4 protein-coding genes and 1 pseudogene are annotated in these 17,191 nt (G+C 70.8%); 2 read left to right on the top strand and 3 right to left on the bottom strand.

Annotation, left to right across the window (positions count from 1 at the left end; all coding sequences use genetic code 11):
• Positions 1-150: 150 nt before the first annotated feature.
• Complete coding sequence (locus ACWGIS_RS08175) at positions 151-11,538, top strand: amino acid adenylation domain-containing protein (protein ID WP_453361568.1); 11,388 nt, start codon at positions 151-153, stop codon at positions 11,536-11,538.
• 335 nt (positions 11,539-11,873) lie between these two features.
• Positions 11,874-13,301: an FG-GAP and VCBS repeat-containing protein gene (locus ACWGIS_RS08170; protein WP_453361567.1), complete on the top strand. Its 1,428-nt coding sequence runs from the start codon at positions 11,874-11,876 to the stop codon at positions 13,299-13,301.
• A gap of 220 nt (positions 13,302-13,521) precedes the next feature.
• Here the strand turns inward: ACWGIS_RS08170 and ACWGIS_RS08165 are convergent.
• The 3 genes and pseudogenes from ACWGIS_RS08165 to ACWGIS_RS08155 form a co-directional block, all read right to left on the bottom strand.
• Positions 13,522-14,012 (bottom strand): annotated as a pseudogene (locus ACWGIS_RS08165) (GNAT family N-acetyltransferase); the annotation flags it as partial.
• Positions 14,013-14,163: 151 nt separating this feature from the next.
• Positions 14,164-15,438: an MFS transporter gene (locus ACWGIS_RS08160; protein ID WP_453361607.1), complete on the bottom strand. Its 1,275-nt coding sequence runs from the start codon at positions 15,436-15,438 to the stop codon at positions 14,164-14,166.
• Positions 15,439-15,455: 17 nt separating this feature from the next.
• A complete protein-coding gene (locus ACWGIS_RS08155; RefSeq protein WP_453361566.1) occupies positions 15,456-15,995 on the bottom strand; it encodes an ArsR/SmtB family transcription factor in 540 nt (179 codons plus the stop codon).
• Positions 15,996-17,191: the final 1,196 nt, after the last annotated feature.

The raw sequence follows: 17,191 nt of genomic DNA, 5'->3' as shown, positions 1-17,191 counted from the left end.
TTTTAGTAAGTCAATTCATCCACTGCGGCCGACAGTTGGCTGGGTCGCACCGACAGGCAAAGGGCCGTACGGACTTCGATTATCTTCCCGTGCTGGGCATTCTCGGTTGGTCACCCCGCCAGCCGGTCGCGCAGCGTCGAGGAGTAGCCGATGATCCCGTTGTCCTTCGCTCAGCGCCGGCTCTGGTTCCTGTACCGGCTGGAGGGGCCGTCGGCGACGTACAACATCCCCTTCGCGCTGCGCCTGGAGGGGGAGTTGGACACGGCGGCCCTGGCCGCGGCCGTGGCGGACGTCGTCGCCCGGCACGAGAGTCTGCGCACCCTGCTCGTGGAGAGTGAGGACGGCGTTCCCGAGCAGCGGATCCTGCCCGCCGAGCAGGCGGTGACGCCGTTCCGGGTGGTCGACGTGGCCGCCGAAGCGGTGGAGCGGGCGATGCTTGACGTCGTGGGTGCGGGGTTCGAGCTGGACCGGGACCTGCCTCTGCGGACCGCCGTGTTCCGTGTCTCGCCCCGCGAACACACGGTCCTGTTCGTCTTCCACCACGTCGCGGCGGACGGGGCGTCGATGGCGCCGTTCGTCCGGGATCTGCTGTCGGCCTACGAGGCACGCGGACACGGCACCGCCCCCGACTGGTCTCCGCTGCCGGTCCAGTACAAGGACTACACCGTGTGGCAGCGGCAGATGCTCGGAGACGAGGACGACCCCGACAGCGTCGCCGCCGAGCAGTTGAAGCACTGGCGCCGCGAACTCGACGGGGTGCCACAGCCGGTCCAACTGCCCCTGGACCGCCCGCGGCCCGGCTCAGCAGATCACCGCGGCGCCGAGGTCATGTTCGAACTGGAACCCGAACTGCTGTCCGGGGTGCGGAAGCTGGCCGCGCAACACGGTGCTACGGCGCCGATGGTCGCCCAAGCGGCCCTCGCGGTCCTGCTGCACCACCTCGGCGCCGGCAACGACCTCACCATCGGCAGCCCCATCGAAGGCCGCAGCGACGAACAACTCGAGGACCTGATCGGGTTCTTCGCCAACACCTGGGTGCTGCGCGTCGACCTCTCCCGAAACCCGACGTTCGACGACCTGCTGGACCAGGTCCGCGAGCGGGCCCTGGGCGCCTACGACCACCAGGACGTCCCCTTCGAGCACCTGGTGGAACTCCTCGACCCCGACCGCACCACCGCCTACCAGCCAGTGTTCCAGGTGATGCTGGCCTGGCAGTTCGTCTGGCCGGAGATCCAGCTGCCGGGCCTGCGGGGCACCCTGGTCTGGCCGGGCACCGAGACGGCGAAGTTCGACCTGTTCCTCAACATCGTCCCCGACGCCTCGGGGCGGGCCTACGGACGTCTGGAGTACGCGACGGCTCTGTTCGACCACGCGACGGCCGAGACCCTCGTCGACCGCTATGTGCGGGTGCTGCGGCAGGTGGTCGCGCGTCCCGGGACCAGGCTCGGCGCGGTGGACGTGCTCACCGGGACCGAGCGGGCCGGGCTGGCCCGGTCGAACGCCACAGCGGCTCCGGTGCCGGCGACGACGGTCCCGGAGCTGGTCACCGCCCAGGCGGCACGGACCCCACAGGCGACCGCCGTGGTGTGCGGGCGGACCTCCTTGTCGTACGGGGAGCTGGAGGCCCGCGCGGGCCGGCTTGCCGCGGTGCTGCGTGAACAGGGTGTGGGGCCGGACGTTCTGGTGGCCGTGGTCCTGCCGCGTTCGGTGGACCTGGTCGTCGCGCTGCTGGCCGTCCTCAAGGCAGGCGGCGCCTACCTGCCGATCGACCCGGCCTTCCCCTCCGCTCGCGCCGGACTCCTGCTGGACACCGGATGCCCGTCCTTGGTGCTCACCCACCACGACACCGCACACACGGTGGCCGGCTGCCGGCCCCCGCTGGTGCACCTCGACGACCTGGACATCGACCTGGACCGGGACGGCCCCGTCGTCGACGCCGCAACGGCCGGGATCGGGCCCGACCATCTGGCGTACGTGATGTTCACGTCCGGATCGACAGGGACCCCCAAGGGCGTCGCCGTCACCCACGCCGCTGTCGTCAACGGCGTACGGGACCTGGCCCGGCGCCTCCGGGTCGAGGCCGGTTCTCGGGTCCTTGCGGCGACCTCGGTGAACTTCGACGTCAGCGTCTTCGAGATCTTCACCGCGCTGGCGGCCGGAGCGAGCGTCGAGATCGTCCGCGACCTCCTCGAACTCGCCGAGCGCGACGCCTGGTCGGGCACCACCATCAGCGCCGTACCGGGGCTGGTGTCCGCGCTCCTCGACCAGCTCCCCGCCGACGGCCCCGGCGGCCTCCACCTGGACGTCGACACCGTCGTGTTGGCCGGTGAGGAGCTCTCCGGCGACCTCGCCCGCAGGGTGCACCAGACGCTGCCGGGCACCCGCGTCGTCAACGCCTACGGCCAGACGGAGAGCTTCTACGCCTCCGCGTTCACCGTCCCTCGGGAGTGGACCGGGTCCGGGGCGGTACCGGTAGGGACCCCGCTGGCCAACATGCGGGCCCACGTCCTCGGGCCGGAACTCTCCCCGGTCGCCCCGGGCGTGACCGGTGAGCTCTACGTGGCGGGCCCGGTTGCCCGCGGCTACCACCGAAACGCCGCCGCCACCGCCGAGCGCTTCGTCGCCTGCCCGTTCGGCCCGCCGGGTACGCGCATGTACCGTACCGGCGACCTGGCCCGGTGGGACGCCGAGGGCCAACTGACGTATGCCGGACGCGCCGACGACCAGGTCAAGGTCAACGGCATCCGCGTCGAGCCCACCGAGATCGAGACCGTCCTGGCCCGGCACCCCGCCGTCAGCCGGGCCGCCGTCACCTTGTGCGAGGACCCCTCCGGCAGCAGACGGCTCGTCGGTTACGTGGTGGCGGTGGACGGCGGTGCCGACGACGGTGACTTCGCCCTGGACGCCGGTGTCTCGGTGGCCGACCTGCGGCGGTTCGCGGCCAGGCGGCTGCCCGACTACATGGTGCCCGCCCACCTGCTGGTCCTGGACCGGTTGCCGCTGACCCCGAGCGGGAAGCTGGACCGGGCCGCGCTGCCAAAGCCGCAGTTCGCGGGCGCCGAGTACCGGGCGCCGCGCGGCGAGGCGGAGCGGGTGCTGGCCGAGGTGTACGCCGACGTGCTGGGCGCCGGACCCGGACAGATCGGTGTCGACGACGACTTCTTCGCCGGTGGCGGCGACAGCATCCGTTCCATCCAGGTGGTGGCACGGGCCAAGGCGCGCGGTGTCGTAGTCACCACACGGGAGCTCTTCGAGCACCGCACGATAGCCCGGCTCGCGGAACTGGCCGGGGGCCGGACCGGACAGGAGCCGGTGGTGCCGGCCGAGTTGAAGGGCGGGGGTGTCGGCTGGGCGCCGCTGCCGCCCACCGCCGCGCACGTGCTCGCGCTGGGCGGCGGCATCGGCCGGTTCTGCATGTCCGCGCTGCTGACCCTGCCCGAGGACACCGACCGCGCGGAACTGGTCGCCACCCTGCAGTCCGTACTGGACCGGCACGACGTACTGCGCTCCCGGCTCGACCGCGAGCGGCCGGGCCTGTGGATGGAGGCGGCCGGTCACGTCGACGCAGCCGCGCTGTTGCGCGAGCTCCCCTGGCACGCGGCCGACGCGCAGACCGAACTGGACGAGGCAGCCGGCCGCCTCGACCCGGACGCGGGCGTGATGGCCCAGTTCGTGCGGCTGATGGACGACGGCGGTCCGGACCGGCTGCTGATCGTGCTGCACCACCTGGTCGTCGACGGCGTCTCGTGGCGGATCCTGCTCCCGGACCTGGTGGCCGCCTGGCAGCAGGTCCGATCGGGCACGGCCACGCGACCGGCGCAGAGCGGCACGTCGTTGCGCCGATGGAGCCATGCCCTGGCCGAGGAAGCCGTCAGCCCCGAGCGGATCGCCGAACTGCCCCGGTGGCAGGACATTCTGGACGGCGATGAACCGGTGTTGGGGGCACGGGAGTTGGACGGCGTACGTGATGTCGCCGCCACCGTGGACACGGTACGTGTCACCGTCCCGGCCGACGTCACCAAGATCCTGCTCGACAGCCTGCCCACGGTCTTCCGCGCCGGCGCCGACGACGGCCTGCTGACCGGCCTCGCCCTGGCGCTCGTGCGCTGGCGCCAAACCCGCGGCGACTCCGGGCCGCAGGCGACGTCGGCCCTGGTCCGACTGGAGGGCCACGGCCGCGAGGAACACCTCGTGCCGGGCGCGGACCTGTCCGGCACGCTCGGCTGGTTCACCGCCATGTACCCGGTCCGCCTGGACGTGACCGGCATCGACCTGGCGGACGCGTTCGGAGGCGGCCAGGCGGCCGGCCGCGCGGTCAAGGCCGTCAAGGAACAGCTCCGCGCGGTACCGGACTCCGGCCTCGGCTACGGTTTGCTCGCCCATCTCAACCCCGACACCGCCGCCGCACTGGCCGGGGCGCGCCGCCCGCAGATCGGCTTCAACTACCTCGGCAGGGCCTCCCGTACGGACATCCCCGAGGAACTCCGCGGCCTGGGCTGGGCGCCGGACACCACGCACGCCGACCTGATCGCGGCTCCCGACCCGGACATGGAGGTGCTGTCCGCGCTGGAGATCAACGCGGTCGCCGCCGACACCGGCAACGGCGAGGAACTGACCGCCTACTTCGGGTTTCCCACCGGCGTCCTGTCCCGCGAGGAGGTCGGCGAACTGGCCGGTCTGTGGGTCCGGGCGTTGACCGCGCTGGCCCGGCACACCAGCACGGCCGACGCCGGCGGACTTACCCCCGGCGACGCGCCCCTGGTCACCGTGACCCAACAGGAGATCGACGCCTGGGAGGCCCGCTTCGGCAGGCTCGCCCAGGTATGGCCGGCCACCCCCGCACAGTCCGGACTGCTCTTCCACGCGATGCTCGCCGGCTCCTCCTTCGACGCCTACCACATGCAACTCGTGTTCCATCTGTCCGGCAAGGTCGACGCGCAACGGATGCGCCGAGCCGGACAGGCGCTCCTGGACCGCCACCCCGCCCTGCGCGCCGCGTTCGTCGACCGGGCGGACGGCGATCTCGTCCAGGTGATACCGGAGTCGGTGACGCTGCCGTGGCGGCACCTCGACCTGACCGTGGCCGAAGAGCCGCAGCGCACCGGGGAGTTCGAGCGGTTCCTCGACCAGGACCGGACCACCTACTTCGACGCGGACACTCCGCCGCTCCTCCGGCTGGCCCTGGCATCCCTCGAACCTGACCGGACCGAGCTCGTCCTGACCGCCCATCACGTCCTGTTCGACGGCTGGTCCACACCGCTGCTGATGCGCGACCTGCTCCTGCTCTACGCCGCCGACGGCGACCCGACCGCGCTCACCCCCGCGCGCGACTACGCCGACTTCCTCACCTGGTTCACGCGGCACGACCACGAGGAGTCCGCGCGCGTCTGGGCGGCCGAACTCGACGGCCTCCAGGAGCCCACCCTGCTCGTGCCGCACGCGGGAACGCGGCACGATTCCGCGGGCATCGGCGCCATCGAGGTCGTGTTCGATGGCAAGCAGGGCCTGTCCCGACGGGCCGCGGAGCTGGGCGTCACCCTCAACACCCTCGTTCAGGGCGCTTGGGCCGTGCTCCTCTCCCGTCTCACAGGGCAGTCGGACATCGTCTTCGGCGCCACCGTGTCCGGGCGCCCGGACACGGTGAAGGACGTCGACAGCATGGTCGGGCTGTTCATCAACACCATTCCCGTCAGGGTGCGTTGTGAGCGGCAGACCACCTTCGCCGACCTGCTCACCGGCCTGCTGCACCGGCAGGCGGCCCTGCTCGACCATCACCAGCACAGCCTCGCGGAGATCCAGCAAGCCACCGGGCTGACGACGCTGTTCGACACGATGGTCGTGTTCGAGTCGTATCCCATCGACCGGGAAGCCATCGGCGAGGCCAACTCCGCGGCCGGTGTGGCCATCACCGGGCTGCGCCCGTTCGCGGGCTCGCACTACCCGGTCATCCTGGCCGCCGCGGCCGATCCCCAGCTTCAACTGGTCCTGCAATACCAGAAGGACCTGCTGGGCCAGGAGTCCGCAGCCGACATCGTCGCGCGGTTCGTACGGGTCCTGGAACAGGTCGCCGCCGCGCCCGAGACCCCGATCGGCGCCATCAACGTGCTTGGCGAGGACGAACACGACCGCCTGGTACGGCAGATCAACGACACGGCCCGCCCGGTCGCCGCGACCACCCTGCCCGACGCCTTCGAGGCCCAGGTCACCCGCACCCCGGACCGCGTCGCGGTGATCGCCGAGCAAGAGACGCTGACGTACGCCGAGTTCAACCGGCGTGCCAACCGCCTAGCGCACTGGCTGATCGACCGGGGCGCGGGACCCGAGCAACTCGTGGCGATCAAGATTCCCCGTTCGGTGGACCTGCTCGTCGCCGTGTACGGCGTGGTCAAGGCCGGCGCCGCCTACGTACCCCTGGACACCGAACTGCCCGCCGACCGCGTACGCCACATCCTGGCCGTCGCCGACCCCCTGCTCCTGCTCGACGGGACACTGCCGGACGTGTCGGGGTATCCGGACACCGACCCGAAGCGCACCTTGTCCCCCGACAACACGGCCTATGTCATCTTCACTTCCGGCTCCACCGGCGGCCCCAAGGGCGTCCCCGTGGCCCACCGCTCGATCACCAACCGGATCGAGTGGGGCCTGGAGCACTTCGACGTCACCGTCGAGGACCGGATGCTGATGAGCACCTCGGCGAGCTTCGACGCCTCGGTGCCGGAGATGTTCTCCAACCTGCAGACGGGCGCCTCGATCGTCGTGGCCGGGGCCGAGGGCCGCCGCGACCCCGCCTACCTCGCCGGCCTCATCCAGCGCGAGCGGGTCACCGGCGCGTTCTTCGTGCCCTCCCTACTCTCGGCGTTCGTCAGCGAGCCTGTGGCCGCGAACTGCACCAGCCTGCGCTGGATCGAGGTCGCAGCCGAGGCCTTCCCCGCAGCCCTGGCCAACCGCTTCACCGACCTGCTCCCCACCTGCTCCGCCCACAACCTCTACGGGCCCACCGAGGCCACCGTGGAGGTCACCGGCTGGCAGCACGTCCCCGGCGCCGACCGCGTCCCGATCGGCACCCCGATCTGGAACAACCAGGTCTACATCCTCGACTCATCTTTGCGCGCGGTCGCCCCCGGGGTGGCCGGCGAGCTGTACCTGGCCGGCGCCTGCCTGGCCCGCGGTTACCTCGGCCAGACCGGGCTGACCTCGGAACGGTTCGTGGCCTGCCCCTTCGGCGCGGCCGGCACGCGCATGTACCGCACCGGGGACCTGGTGAAGTGGAACAAGGACGGGCAGGTCGAATACCTCGGCCGCACCGACTCCCAGGTCAAGGTCCGCGGCTTCCGCATCGAACTCGGCGAGATCGAGCACGTCCTGTCCGGGCATCCCTCGGTCGCGCAGGCCGCCGTCGTGGTCCGCAAGGACCAGAAGGGCGACCAGCGCCTGGTCGCCTACATCGAACCCGCCCCCGACGCCGCCGTCACGGACACCACCGCCCAGATCGAGGAATGGCGCCACGTCTACGACGACACGTACACCGCCTCGGCCCAAGGAACGTTCGGCGAGGACTTCCAGGGCTGGAACAGCAGCTACACCGGTGAGCCGATTCCGCTCCAGGAGATGGAGGAATGGCGAGAGGCGGCGGTGGCCCGCGTACTGCGGTTCGCGCCGCGCCGGGTGCTGGAGATCGGCGTGGGGTCCGGCCTCCTGCTGGCCCAGACAGTCCGAGAGGTCGAGGAGTACTGGGGTACCGACATCTCGCCGACGGTCGTCGACCGGGTCCGGGCCCAGGCCGACGAGGCCGGTCTCGGCGACCGGGTGCGGCTCAGCGCCCAAGCGGCCGACGACTTCTCCGGGCTGCCCCTGGGAAGCTTCGACACGGTGATCGTCAACTCGGTGGCGCAGTACTTCCCGAGCGCCGAGTACCTGGACCGGGTGCTGCGCCAGGCCATGCGACTCCTCACCGACGACGGGCGGCTGATCGTCGGCGACGTCCGCAACGCCTCCACCCTGCGGATGCTGACCACCGCCGTGCAGCGCGCGGCACACCCGTACGCGCCCTCGATCGAGGTGCGGACCCTGGTGGAGCAGGCACTGCTCGCCGAGCGAGAGCTGGTGGTCGCTCCGGAGTGGTTCGCCGACTGGGCGCGTGAGCATGCCGGCGGCGTGGACATCCGACTGAAGGCGGGGCAGGCGCACAACGAACTGACCCGGCACCGCTACGAGGTCGTGCTGCACAAAGCACCGACCGATGTCCTCGACCTTTCGGGCGTGCCCGCGGTGGCGTGGGGCGGGGACGTCGCCGCTCTGGCCGGCCTGGGTGACTGCGTCGAGCGGGCGGCCGGCGGCCCGGTGCGAGTGACCGGAATCCCCAACGCACGGCTGACCGAGGAGGCCGCGGCGGCGACCGCCACCGCCGGCCGAGGCCCGGACACCGGTGCGACCGCCACCGTCGGCCGCGGCACGGCCGCCGCCATGACTCCCACCGGTGGAGGCACCGTCGCGTGCTCCGGGATGCCACTCGATCCGGAGGAAGTCGCCGACTGGGCGCGGCGGCAGGGCCTGGACGCCGTCCTCACCTGGTCGGGCGAGACCGTCCACGCCTTCGACGCGATCCTCCTGCCCGAGCGGAACGACGGGCTGAAGACCGTCTCCGGGGGGTTCGTTCCCCGTGCCGGTGGCGACCGGATCCGGGTGAACGCCCCCGCGCTCGCGAAGGCGATCGGCCCCCTGCTGGCCGAACTGCCCGCATACCTGCGTGAACGCCTTCCCGACTACATGGTCCCGGCCGCCTTCGTACCGCTCGCGCGGCTCCCGCTGAACCCGGCCGGAAAGATCAATCGACGAGCACTGCCCGCGCGGCACACGACCGTTGTGAGCGGTCGTGGGCCGCGCACGCCTCATGAAGAGAAGCTGTGCGCTCTCTTCAGCGAATTGCTCAGTCTGGAGAGGGTCGGCATCGACGACGACTTCTTCGCGCTCGGCGGGCACTCGCTGCTCGCCACCAGGCTGATCAATCGCGTCCGCGCCGACATGGGGATCGAGATACCGATCCGCAAGATCTTCGACCTGCCGACAGTCGCCGCGTTCGCCGAATGGTCCAGCGAGGCGGCCGCTCCCCGCCGCCTCCGGTTCGAGCCGCGCGATCACGCAGGGGAGAACGCCGCGACTCCGCTGTCCTTCGCGCAGCGCCGCATGTGGATCCTGCACCAACTGGATCGTGGCACGGCGACCTACAGCATCTCCCCGACGTTCCGGCTGACCGGGGCCCTGGACGAGGCCGCACTCGGCGCCGCGATCGGTGACGTCGTCGCGCGGCACGAGATACTGCGCACCACCTATGTGACCGACGCCGACGGTGAGCCTGAGCCGAGAATCCTGTCGGCGGAACAGGCGCCGGTGCGGGTGCCGGTGATCGACGTGGCACCCGAGGACGAGTCCCGGGCGATCGAGGAAGCCGCCGCGCACTGGTTCGACCTCGCGGCGGAAATACCCTTGCGGGCAACTCTGTTGCGCCGCTCCGCCCAGGAGCACGTCCTCGTCCTGGTCATCCACCACATCGCCACGGACGGCAGTTCGGGGGCACCGCTCGCCCGCGATCTGGCCGAGGCCTACGCCGCGCGCCTGGACGGACGGGCCCCGCAATGGAAGCCGTTGCGGGCTCAGTACAGGGACTACGCCTTGTGGCAACGCGAGTTGCTCGGCGACGTGGCCGACCCAAAGAGCCTGGCCGCAGCACAGAGCGAGTACTGGCGCAAGGAGCTGGACGGCGTACCGGAGCCGCTGAACCTGCCGCTCGACCGACCCAGGCCCGCGGTGCGCAGCTCCGAGGGTGACATGGTCGCTGTCCTGGTGGGGCCCGAGTCCGCGGCCCGGCTGCGGAAACTGGCCGACGCACGCGGGATGACCCTGTCGATGGTCCTCCAAGCCGCGCTGGGCGTGCTGCTCGGCAGACTGGGTGGCGGCGAGGATGTACCGATCGGCAACCCGATAGCCGGCCGCACCGATGAAGGGCTGGCCGACATGGTCGGATTCTTCGTCAACACCCAAGTGCTGCGGTTGGATCTCTCCGGCAACCCGTCGTTCGAGGACCTGCTCGCACGGGTGCGGGACAAGGCGCTGGCGGCCTACGAGCACCAGGACCTGCCGTTCGAGATGCTGGTCGAGGCGCTCGACCTCGAGCGCTCCGCGGCGTACCAGCCACTGTTCCAGGTACTGTTCGCCTGGCAGAACTTCGACAAGCGGAAACTCGAACTCCGAGGTCTGGAGGTCGAGTTCGAGCAGCACCTCACGTCCACCGCTCAGGCCGACCTGATGCTCAGCATGGCGGAGGACGACGGTACTGGGGCGCTGCGAGGCGACCTCGTCTACGCGACCGAGCTGTTCCACCGGGAAACGGCCGAGGCTATCGCCGCGGGGTTCGTGTCGGTGCTGGACCAGTTGGTCGCCGCCCCGCAGACTCCGGTCAATGCGATCGAGGTGCCGGGGGCCGGACGAGGCAGGCTCGCGAAGGAGCCGAGTGACCGCGGTCCGGGAACCGCGCGCGAGGGCAACACGAGCGGCTCCGGCCCGCGCAACGCGCACGAGGAAAAACTGTGCGCCCTGTTCGGCGAGTTGCTCGGGATCGAAGGGGTCGCAAACGACGAGGACTTCTTCGCGCTCGGCGGGAATCCGGACCTGGCCACCCGCTTGAGCACGCGCATAGCCGAAGAGTTCGGCATCGACCTGCCCCTCAAGACGATTCTTGATTACCCCACGGTGGCCGAGCTGGGCGGGCTGGTCATCGTCGGCGGTACACCTGACGACCAGAGCGACTCGTACGGGGTGGTGCTGCCCCTGAACAGGGATCCCGGTACGGGCAAGCCACCCCTGTGGTTCTTCCACGGTGGCGGCGGCCTGGGCTGGGCGTTCTTCACCTTCGCCCCGCACGTGAAGGACCGGGCGGCGTACTCCTTGCAGTCCCGTGGCTCCAACGGCAGGGAACCGCTGGCGGGTTCGGTGGAGGAGATGATCGACGACTACCTCGCCCAGATCCTCGCCCGCCAGCCCGAAGGCCCGTACCACCTGATCGGCTGGTCCTTCGGCGGCCCGGTCGTCCACGCGGCCGCGGCGGAGCTGGACCGGCGCGGCCACCGCGTCGGCCTCGTCGCCGTCCTGGACGCCCCGCCCGCGACCACGTCTCCGGACAGCCCGTTCAAGCAGGTGGCGGGCAGGACGGCGGCGATGTACCGGGGGGACGTCGAGGAGGTCTTCGGCCAGTACATGAACACCGACAACCTGGACGGTTTCCTGGAGGACATGTCCAAGGTGGGTGCCAACAACCTGAACAGCATGGCGGTGTTCGCGTCACCGGTCTACCGCGGCGACCTGCTCTACTTCAACGCGAAGTGCGACAAGGTCAACGGGCTGTCGTCGTACGGGCCCGGCTGGCGCCCGTACGTCCTCGGCTCCCTGGAGGAGTACGACATCGACGCTTCCCACCACGACCTGCACATGCCCGTGCCGGCGGGCCAGATCATGGAGGTGATCGCCCGCAGGCTGGCGGAGTGAGCGGGAGGGCATGCGGGCGCCGGGCCGGACCTCAGATCTCGCAGAGGCAAGATCAGCGGGCGAAGGGTGACTGCTATCCGGATCGGCTCACCTTCGCGACAGCCGGGCAGCACGATGACCAGGGCTCGGTTCACGGTGATCCAACGACTCCAGCCGCGGGCCTCTCCCCCGTGCCCGGGCGGCCTGCCGGGCACGCAGCGGTGTTTCCCCGTCCTGACCGACGGTGCAGGGCAACCATTCAGCCGACCCAGGAGTCACCTGCGTGAACACAGTCCCAAACCGAGGTGAAGAGGGTCGACGTGCGGAGAAAACTTCTGGCAGCCACCGCTGTGGCAATGCTCGCGACAGGCGGCCTGGCCCTGCCCCTCGCGACTCCCGCCTCCGCCGTCGGCGCCACAGCCGACGACTTCAACGGCGACGGCTACAAGGACCTGGTGGTCGCCACTCCCAAAGCCAAGGTGAGCGGACAGACACAGGCAGGGCAGCTGACCGTCCTGTACGGCTCGGCCTCCGGCGTCTCGACCAGCCGTTCCGCACTGATCAGCCAGAACACCGCAGGGATTCCGGGCACGGCGGAGGCGTACGACAAGTTCGGCACGTCCTACGCCACGGGCGACCTCGACGGCGACGGCTACACCGACCTGGCTGTCGGCGTGGCGTCGGAGAAGGCCTCGGCCGCTCCCGACATCGGCATCGTCCAGATCCTGTGGGGTGGCTCCAGGGGGCTCGTCAACGGTGCGCTGACCGTGTACGCGGCGTCGGACTCGTCCGACCGCTACTTGTACGGCTCCAACCTCGCGGTCGGCGACTTCGACGGCGACGGCCACGAGCAGCTCGCCGTCACCGGCCACTCCGGAGTCTCGGTGTTCGGCGACGGATTCACGCGGACCACGGCTCCCGCCCAGACCGCCCTGTCGACCGGCCCGTCCGGGGACACCCGGGGGACCGGATCGATCGTGGCGGGCGACTTCGACGGCAACGGCGCCGACGATCTGGCCGTCTCGGGGGACAACGACTACGAGGACGACGAGCACGGGGAAACGGGCGTGTGGCTCGGCTACTACGCGGGCGGCACCGACGGCATGACGTTCACCGACAATCCCGCGAGCGTGCCGCTCACCGCCGCGCACGCACGGGCGGCGGGCGACTTCGACAAGGACGGGTTCGACGACCTGCTCACCTACGGGCAGGGGGCCTCGGGAGCAGGCACCATCGCCGTCCACTACGGCGGCACCGGCGGCATCCCGGGCAGCACGCGCAGCCGGCTGATCGACCAGGACACCGCGGGGGTCCCGGGCGTGAACGAGGCGGGCGACGGCTTCGGCGGCCCCGTCTCCGTCGGCGACGTCAACGGCGACGGCTACGCGGATGCGGCGGTGGGAGCGCCCGCCGAGGCTGTCGGCACCCTCGAATACGCCGGAGCGTTCTGGCTGCTCAAGGGTTCGGCCTCCGGACTGACCGGCACCGGTGCCCAGTCCTTCACGCAGAACACCACGGGTGTGTCCGGCACGGCCGAGTTCATGGACCAGATGGGATCGGGCCTCCGGCTTCAGGACCTGAACGGCGACGGCCGCGCGGACCTCACCGCCGCCGCCCGCGGCGAGGACGTCTTCGACGACGACGTCCGCTACTCCGACGGTGCGGACTGGATCCTGCGCGGCAGCGCCTCGGGGCTCACGACGTCCGGCGCGGTGTCGTTCAGCGAGAAGGCGTTCGCCCTGACCTACCGCAACAAGTCCTTCGGCTCGGTGCTCGGAGACTGACCGAGTCCACACCCCAGCGCGACCTGGACCCCGACACGGCGCACGTCGCGACGGCCCTGCTCGCCAGGACCGAGGACGGCCGGGCCCACCTGTGGGACGTGCTCCGCGGCGCGGCGGAGCAGGGCGGCCCCGACTGCACGCCCCACGCCGTGGCGGCGGTCTGTGCGCACATCGCGGCGGAGCCCGGCCTCTTCGCCGTACCGGACCACGGGGGACAACACGCCCTGCTCATCACCGTGAGGACCGGCGATGCCGGTGACGGCTGGCTCTGGCCGAGGTCTTGGTCGCCCCAGGACTCGTAGAGCCGGTGGACTTTGCCGTCACCGGCCGCCGGGTTCACCATCAGCGTCACAGTCGGCTCGTCGCGCGGCGAGGAACCCGTCATGCATCCGCTGCGCGGTCCCGCTCCCTCGCCACGCGTCCCGCACGCCGATCTCCTTCAAGGCCACGGCGGGGCGGCGGGTGTACTCATCAGCCGGCTCCGGGGCCATGCCTTGCCAAATACCGGTCACCGTGTTCAATGCGGTTGCCGTAGGCGTAGCCGACCGGCTCCCCATCGGCGGCGTATGCGAGCACGAGCAGGAATCCTGGCTCCGCGGCGTGCCGGTCGAAGCGTTCACCGGACGCCGTGACCGCACAGTTCGGCAGGTGGAGCAGCGGAGCCCGCACCTCGGCGTACACGCCGACCACGTCGCCGCGGACGGGCTCCAGGTGGCGAACCGATGATGCACGCGAGGCTCCTGCAGGGGATTTCGCGCCCCTCGGGGCGCCGGGGGCGGTGCAGCACAACGGACCGCCCCGGCCACTCGTTGCGGCCCGCGGGGCCGGGCACCCGACCTGTTGTGACGCCTTCGAGGAGGCGTCACAACACGTGGGGTGCACTCTGCTGCGCGGGGTCCTTGGATACCGGGTGATCTGGATTGTCGGCCGGGGCGGTTGCCCGCAGTGCCTCTTCGATCCGGCGGTTGCTGGTCATGGATGCCGTGACGGCCGTCATCGCCAGGAGGAGAACGGCGGCGGCGTAGAGCGGGGTGCGGATGTCATAGGTCGTGGCCAGCCAGCCGCCGAGGAAGGCGCCGAGGGGGGCGGCGCACATGGCCAACATGCGGGAGGTGGAGGCGACCCGGCCCATGAAGTGGGCGGGGACGATCGCCTGCCGGAGGGAGGGCGCGAGCACCATCGTGGCGCCCATGCCGGCCCCGCAGACGGCGAGCGCCAGCCCGGCCACGTACGGGTTCGGGGCAGCGGCCAGGCCCAGGATGGCAAGCCCTTCGACGGCGGCTGTACAGGTCAGTGCGGTGCCGGTGCCCAGTCGTCGGCCAAGGCGGGAGGCGACGGCCGCGCCGAACAGGCCGCCGGTGGCCTCCGCCGTGAGGAGCAGGCCGAAGCCGTAGGTGTCGATGCCGAGGCGCTCGTGCGCGAAGAGGGCTAGCACGGTCTCCACCGCGAGGAAGGAGATGTTGCCGACCGCCGGGCGGAGCGCGAGCCCGAGCAGCACCCGGTCCCGGAAGACGTACGAGGCCCCGGCCCGCGCCTGCTTGAGCAGTGACTCGCGGACCTCCGGCACGGGCCGGGGCATGGCGGGCAGCGTCCGTACGAGCAGTGCCGAGAGCAGGAACGACACCGCGTCGGTGAGCAGCGGAACCGCCCGTCCGAGCGCGAGCATGGCACTGCCCGCGGGCGGCCCCGCGAAGCCGGACATCGCGGTCTGGGCGCCCCGCAGGCGGGAGTTGGCGCGTTCCAGGAGCGCGGGGTCGCGGCCGAGCAGATCCGGCAGATAGGCCGTCGCGGCCGTGTCGAAGAAGAGTCCGCCGAGGCCGAGCAGGAAGGCGACGGCCGCGAGCAGCGGAATGCTCAGCACGTCGAGCACGGCCGCCGCCGCGGGTATCGCCAGCAGCGCCGCGCGTGCCGTGTCCGCGACCCACATCGTGCGCCGGCGGTCCCAGCGGTCCACCAGCGCACCGCCGAGCACCCCGAAGAGCAGCCACGGCAGCGTCCCGGCGGCCGCGACGACGGCGAGCGCCATCGGGTCCCGCGTCAGCGTCAGCGCGAGGAGTGGCAGCGCGGCATGCGTCACCCCGTCACCGAACGAGGAGATCGTCTGCGCGGTCCACAGCCGTCCGAACCCGGCCGGCAACCTCCGAGTGTCTGTGCTCACTTGGCGTCTCCTTCGGTCTGCCGGCGCGGTGTCGGGTGGAACAGTGCGAAGACGAGGGAGGTGTCCGGCAGCGAGGGGTCGGACAGCTCCCGGTACTCGTCCGCCAGTGCCTGCAGCCGCGCCCCCAGCTCCGCGAACTGCTCGTCGGTGAGGCGCAGATGCGCCATCCGTACGTGCCGCTCGCCGTCCGACGCCGAGGCCTCCAGGTCCGCCACCGCATGGCGCATCAGTACGTCCGGCCCGCCTTCGCCCGGATCCGGCAGCGCGATGGACCGCGCGGCCATCGCGTAGTACCGCTCGTGGACGCCCCGCACCTTCCGCGTCCGCACCACCTTCACCAGGCCGGCCCGTTCCAGCAGTCGTACGTGATAGCTCGAACTCCCCTTCGCGAGGCCCACCCGCTCGGCGATCTGCGTAATCGTCGCCGGCTCGAAGCGGAGCACGGCCATGATCCGGTGACGCGTGAGGTTGGAGACGGCGCGCAGCTGCTCGTCCGTGGTGACGTGAAACGTCTCGGGGAGGTCGTCGGTTGGCATGCCCACAATGGTCAACGATTCTTGACCATTGCGCAACGGGATTTCACACTGACTCTCAGAATCTGCTGTCCGGCGCGGGAATGCGGGCGGAGGGCAGGCCTGCGATAAGCAGGAACACGCGTGCGGACTCGGTGAGAAACGGCTGACTTACTGCCTGCTGGTCCACCGTGCCCCCGACCGGCGCTGCCCCCGTGCCCAGGGTTCACGCCAACAGCTCCTCTCATGAACCGCCCTTTCCGGTACGAGCGTCGTCGCCCGGGCGAGGGGGACGCCGACATGTGCGCAGTGCGGTGGCCGTGGTGGACCCGGGGGGCCAGCGCCGGAGCACTCGCCGCGCCGCCCGGCCCGTCGTCCTGAGTACGAGTCCAATCGGCTGAAAACCGTGCCTGGCCAGCGCAGGTCGCGGAGGTTGCGCAGAACCGTCGGGAGCAGCAGCGAGCAACGGGCACGGGTCATCCCATCGAGTGAACCGGTGCGCTCTGACCAAGCCTTCACGCGTGCCGTACCGAATCAGCAGTGAGAGTCCGCAGGAGTAGGACCCTTGGCCGTGCCCAGACCCCGCACGCCGTACAACGGCACATCCGGTTGCCCAAGATCTCCAGTCCACTGCCGCTAACGGGGCGGTGTGGACTGGATGGTCCTTGCGGTCGGGTCACAGGTGGCACGGCACGCGTCGCCTTGACCCGGATCCCATGGGCCCGTGCGGGTGGCGGCTTCGGCACCGCCACCCGCAACGCTCCCCCTGCCTTGATCTCACCGTCGTCATGCCTGTGCCGCGTCCTTCTTGAGCACCAGATCGGTAGGTCCATGCAGCCGATTGGCCCGCAAGCCAGTTGCACATCATTGGCGATCCGGGCTGCTTCCTCATACGGCCTAAGAGGCTGCGCCGTGTCGAGGTTGGGATCCAGGGCGGCGTTTCGCCCGCGATCATGTCTCCCACCTGGGCGTTTCCTCTCAGTGCAACCTCGGCGAAGCGTCTATGAGGCGAGCAGCCAGAACCACTGGGCGCCTGGAGGTGCTTTCCTGCCCCTTGCGCAGCGATGCGTGGTGGTGTGTCCCAGGCCGTCAGCCCCCGTTGCCTTTCCTGCCGGCCCGGACAGTGCGAATTCATTCGCCGCGGTGCCGACCGTCAATACCACCCCCCTGCTTTACCCGATCCGCCTGCCAGGCGTCGGGTGGAGCTTCAATCCGGAAGG

The organism is Streptomyces sp. NPDC054842, assembly GCF_053611025.1.
Note: the sequence above shows the minus strand (reverse complement) of the source record. Positions and strands in the feature narration are given on the sequence as shown.

Coding starts and splice junctions, on each gene's coding strand:
- ACWGIS_RS08175 (WP_453361568.1), top strand. CDS start 151: ATGATCCCGTTGTCCTTCGCTCAGCGCCGGCTCTGGTTCCTGTACCGG.
- ACWGIS_RS08170 (WP_453361567.1), top strand. CDS start 11,874: ATGCTCGCGACAGGCGGCCTGGCCCTGCCCCTCGCGACTCCCGCCTCC.
- ACWGIS_RS08155 (WP_453361566.1), bottom strand. CDS start 15,995: ATGCCAACCGACGACCTCCCCGAGACGTTTCACGTCACCACGGACGAG.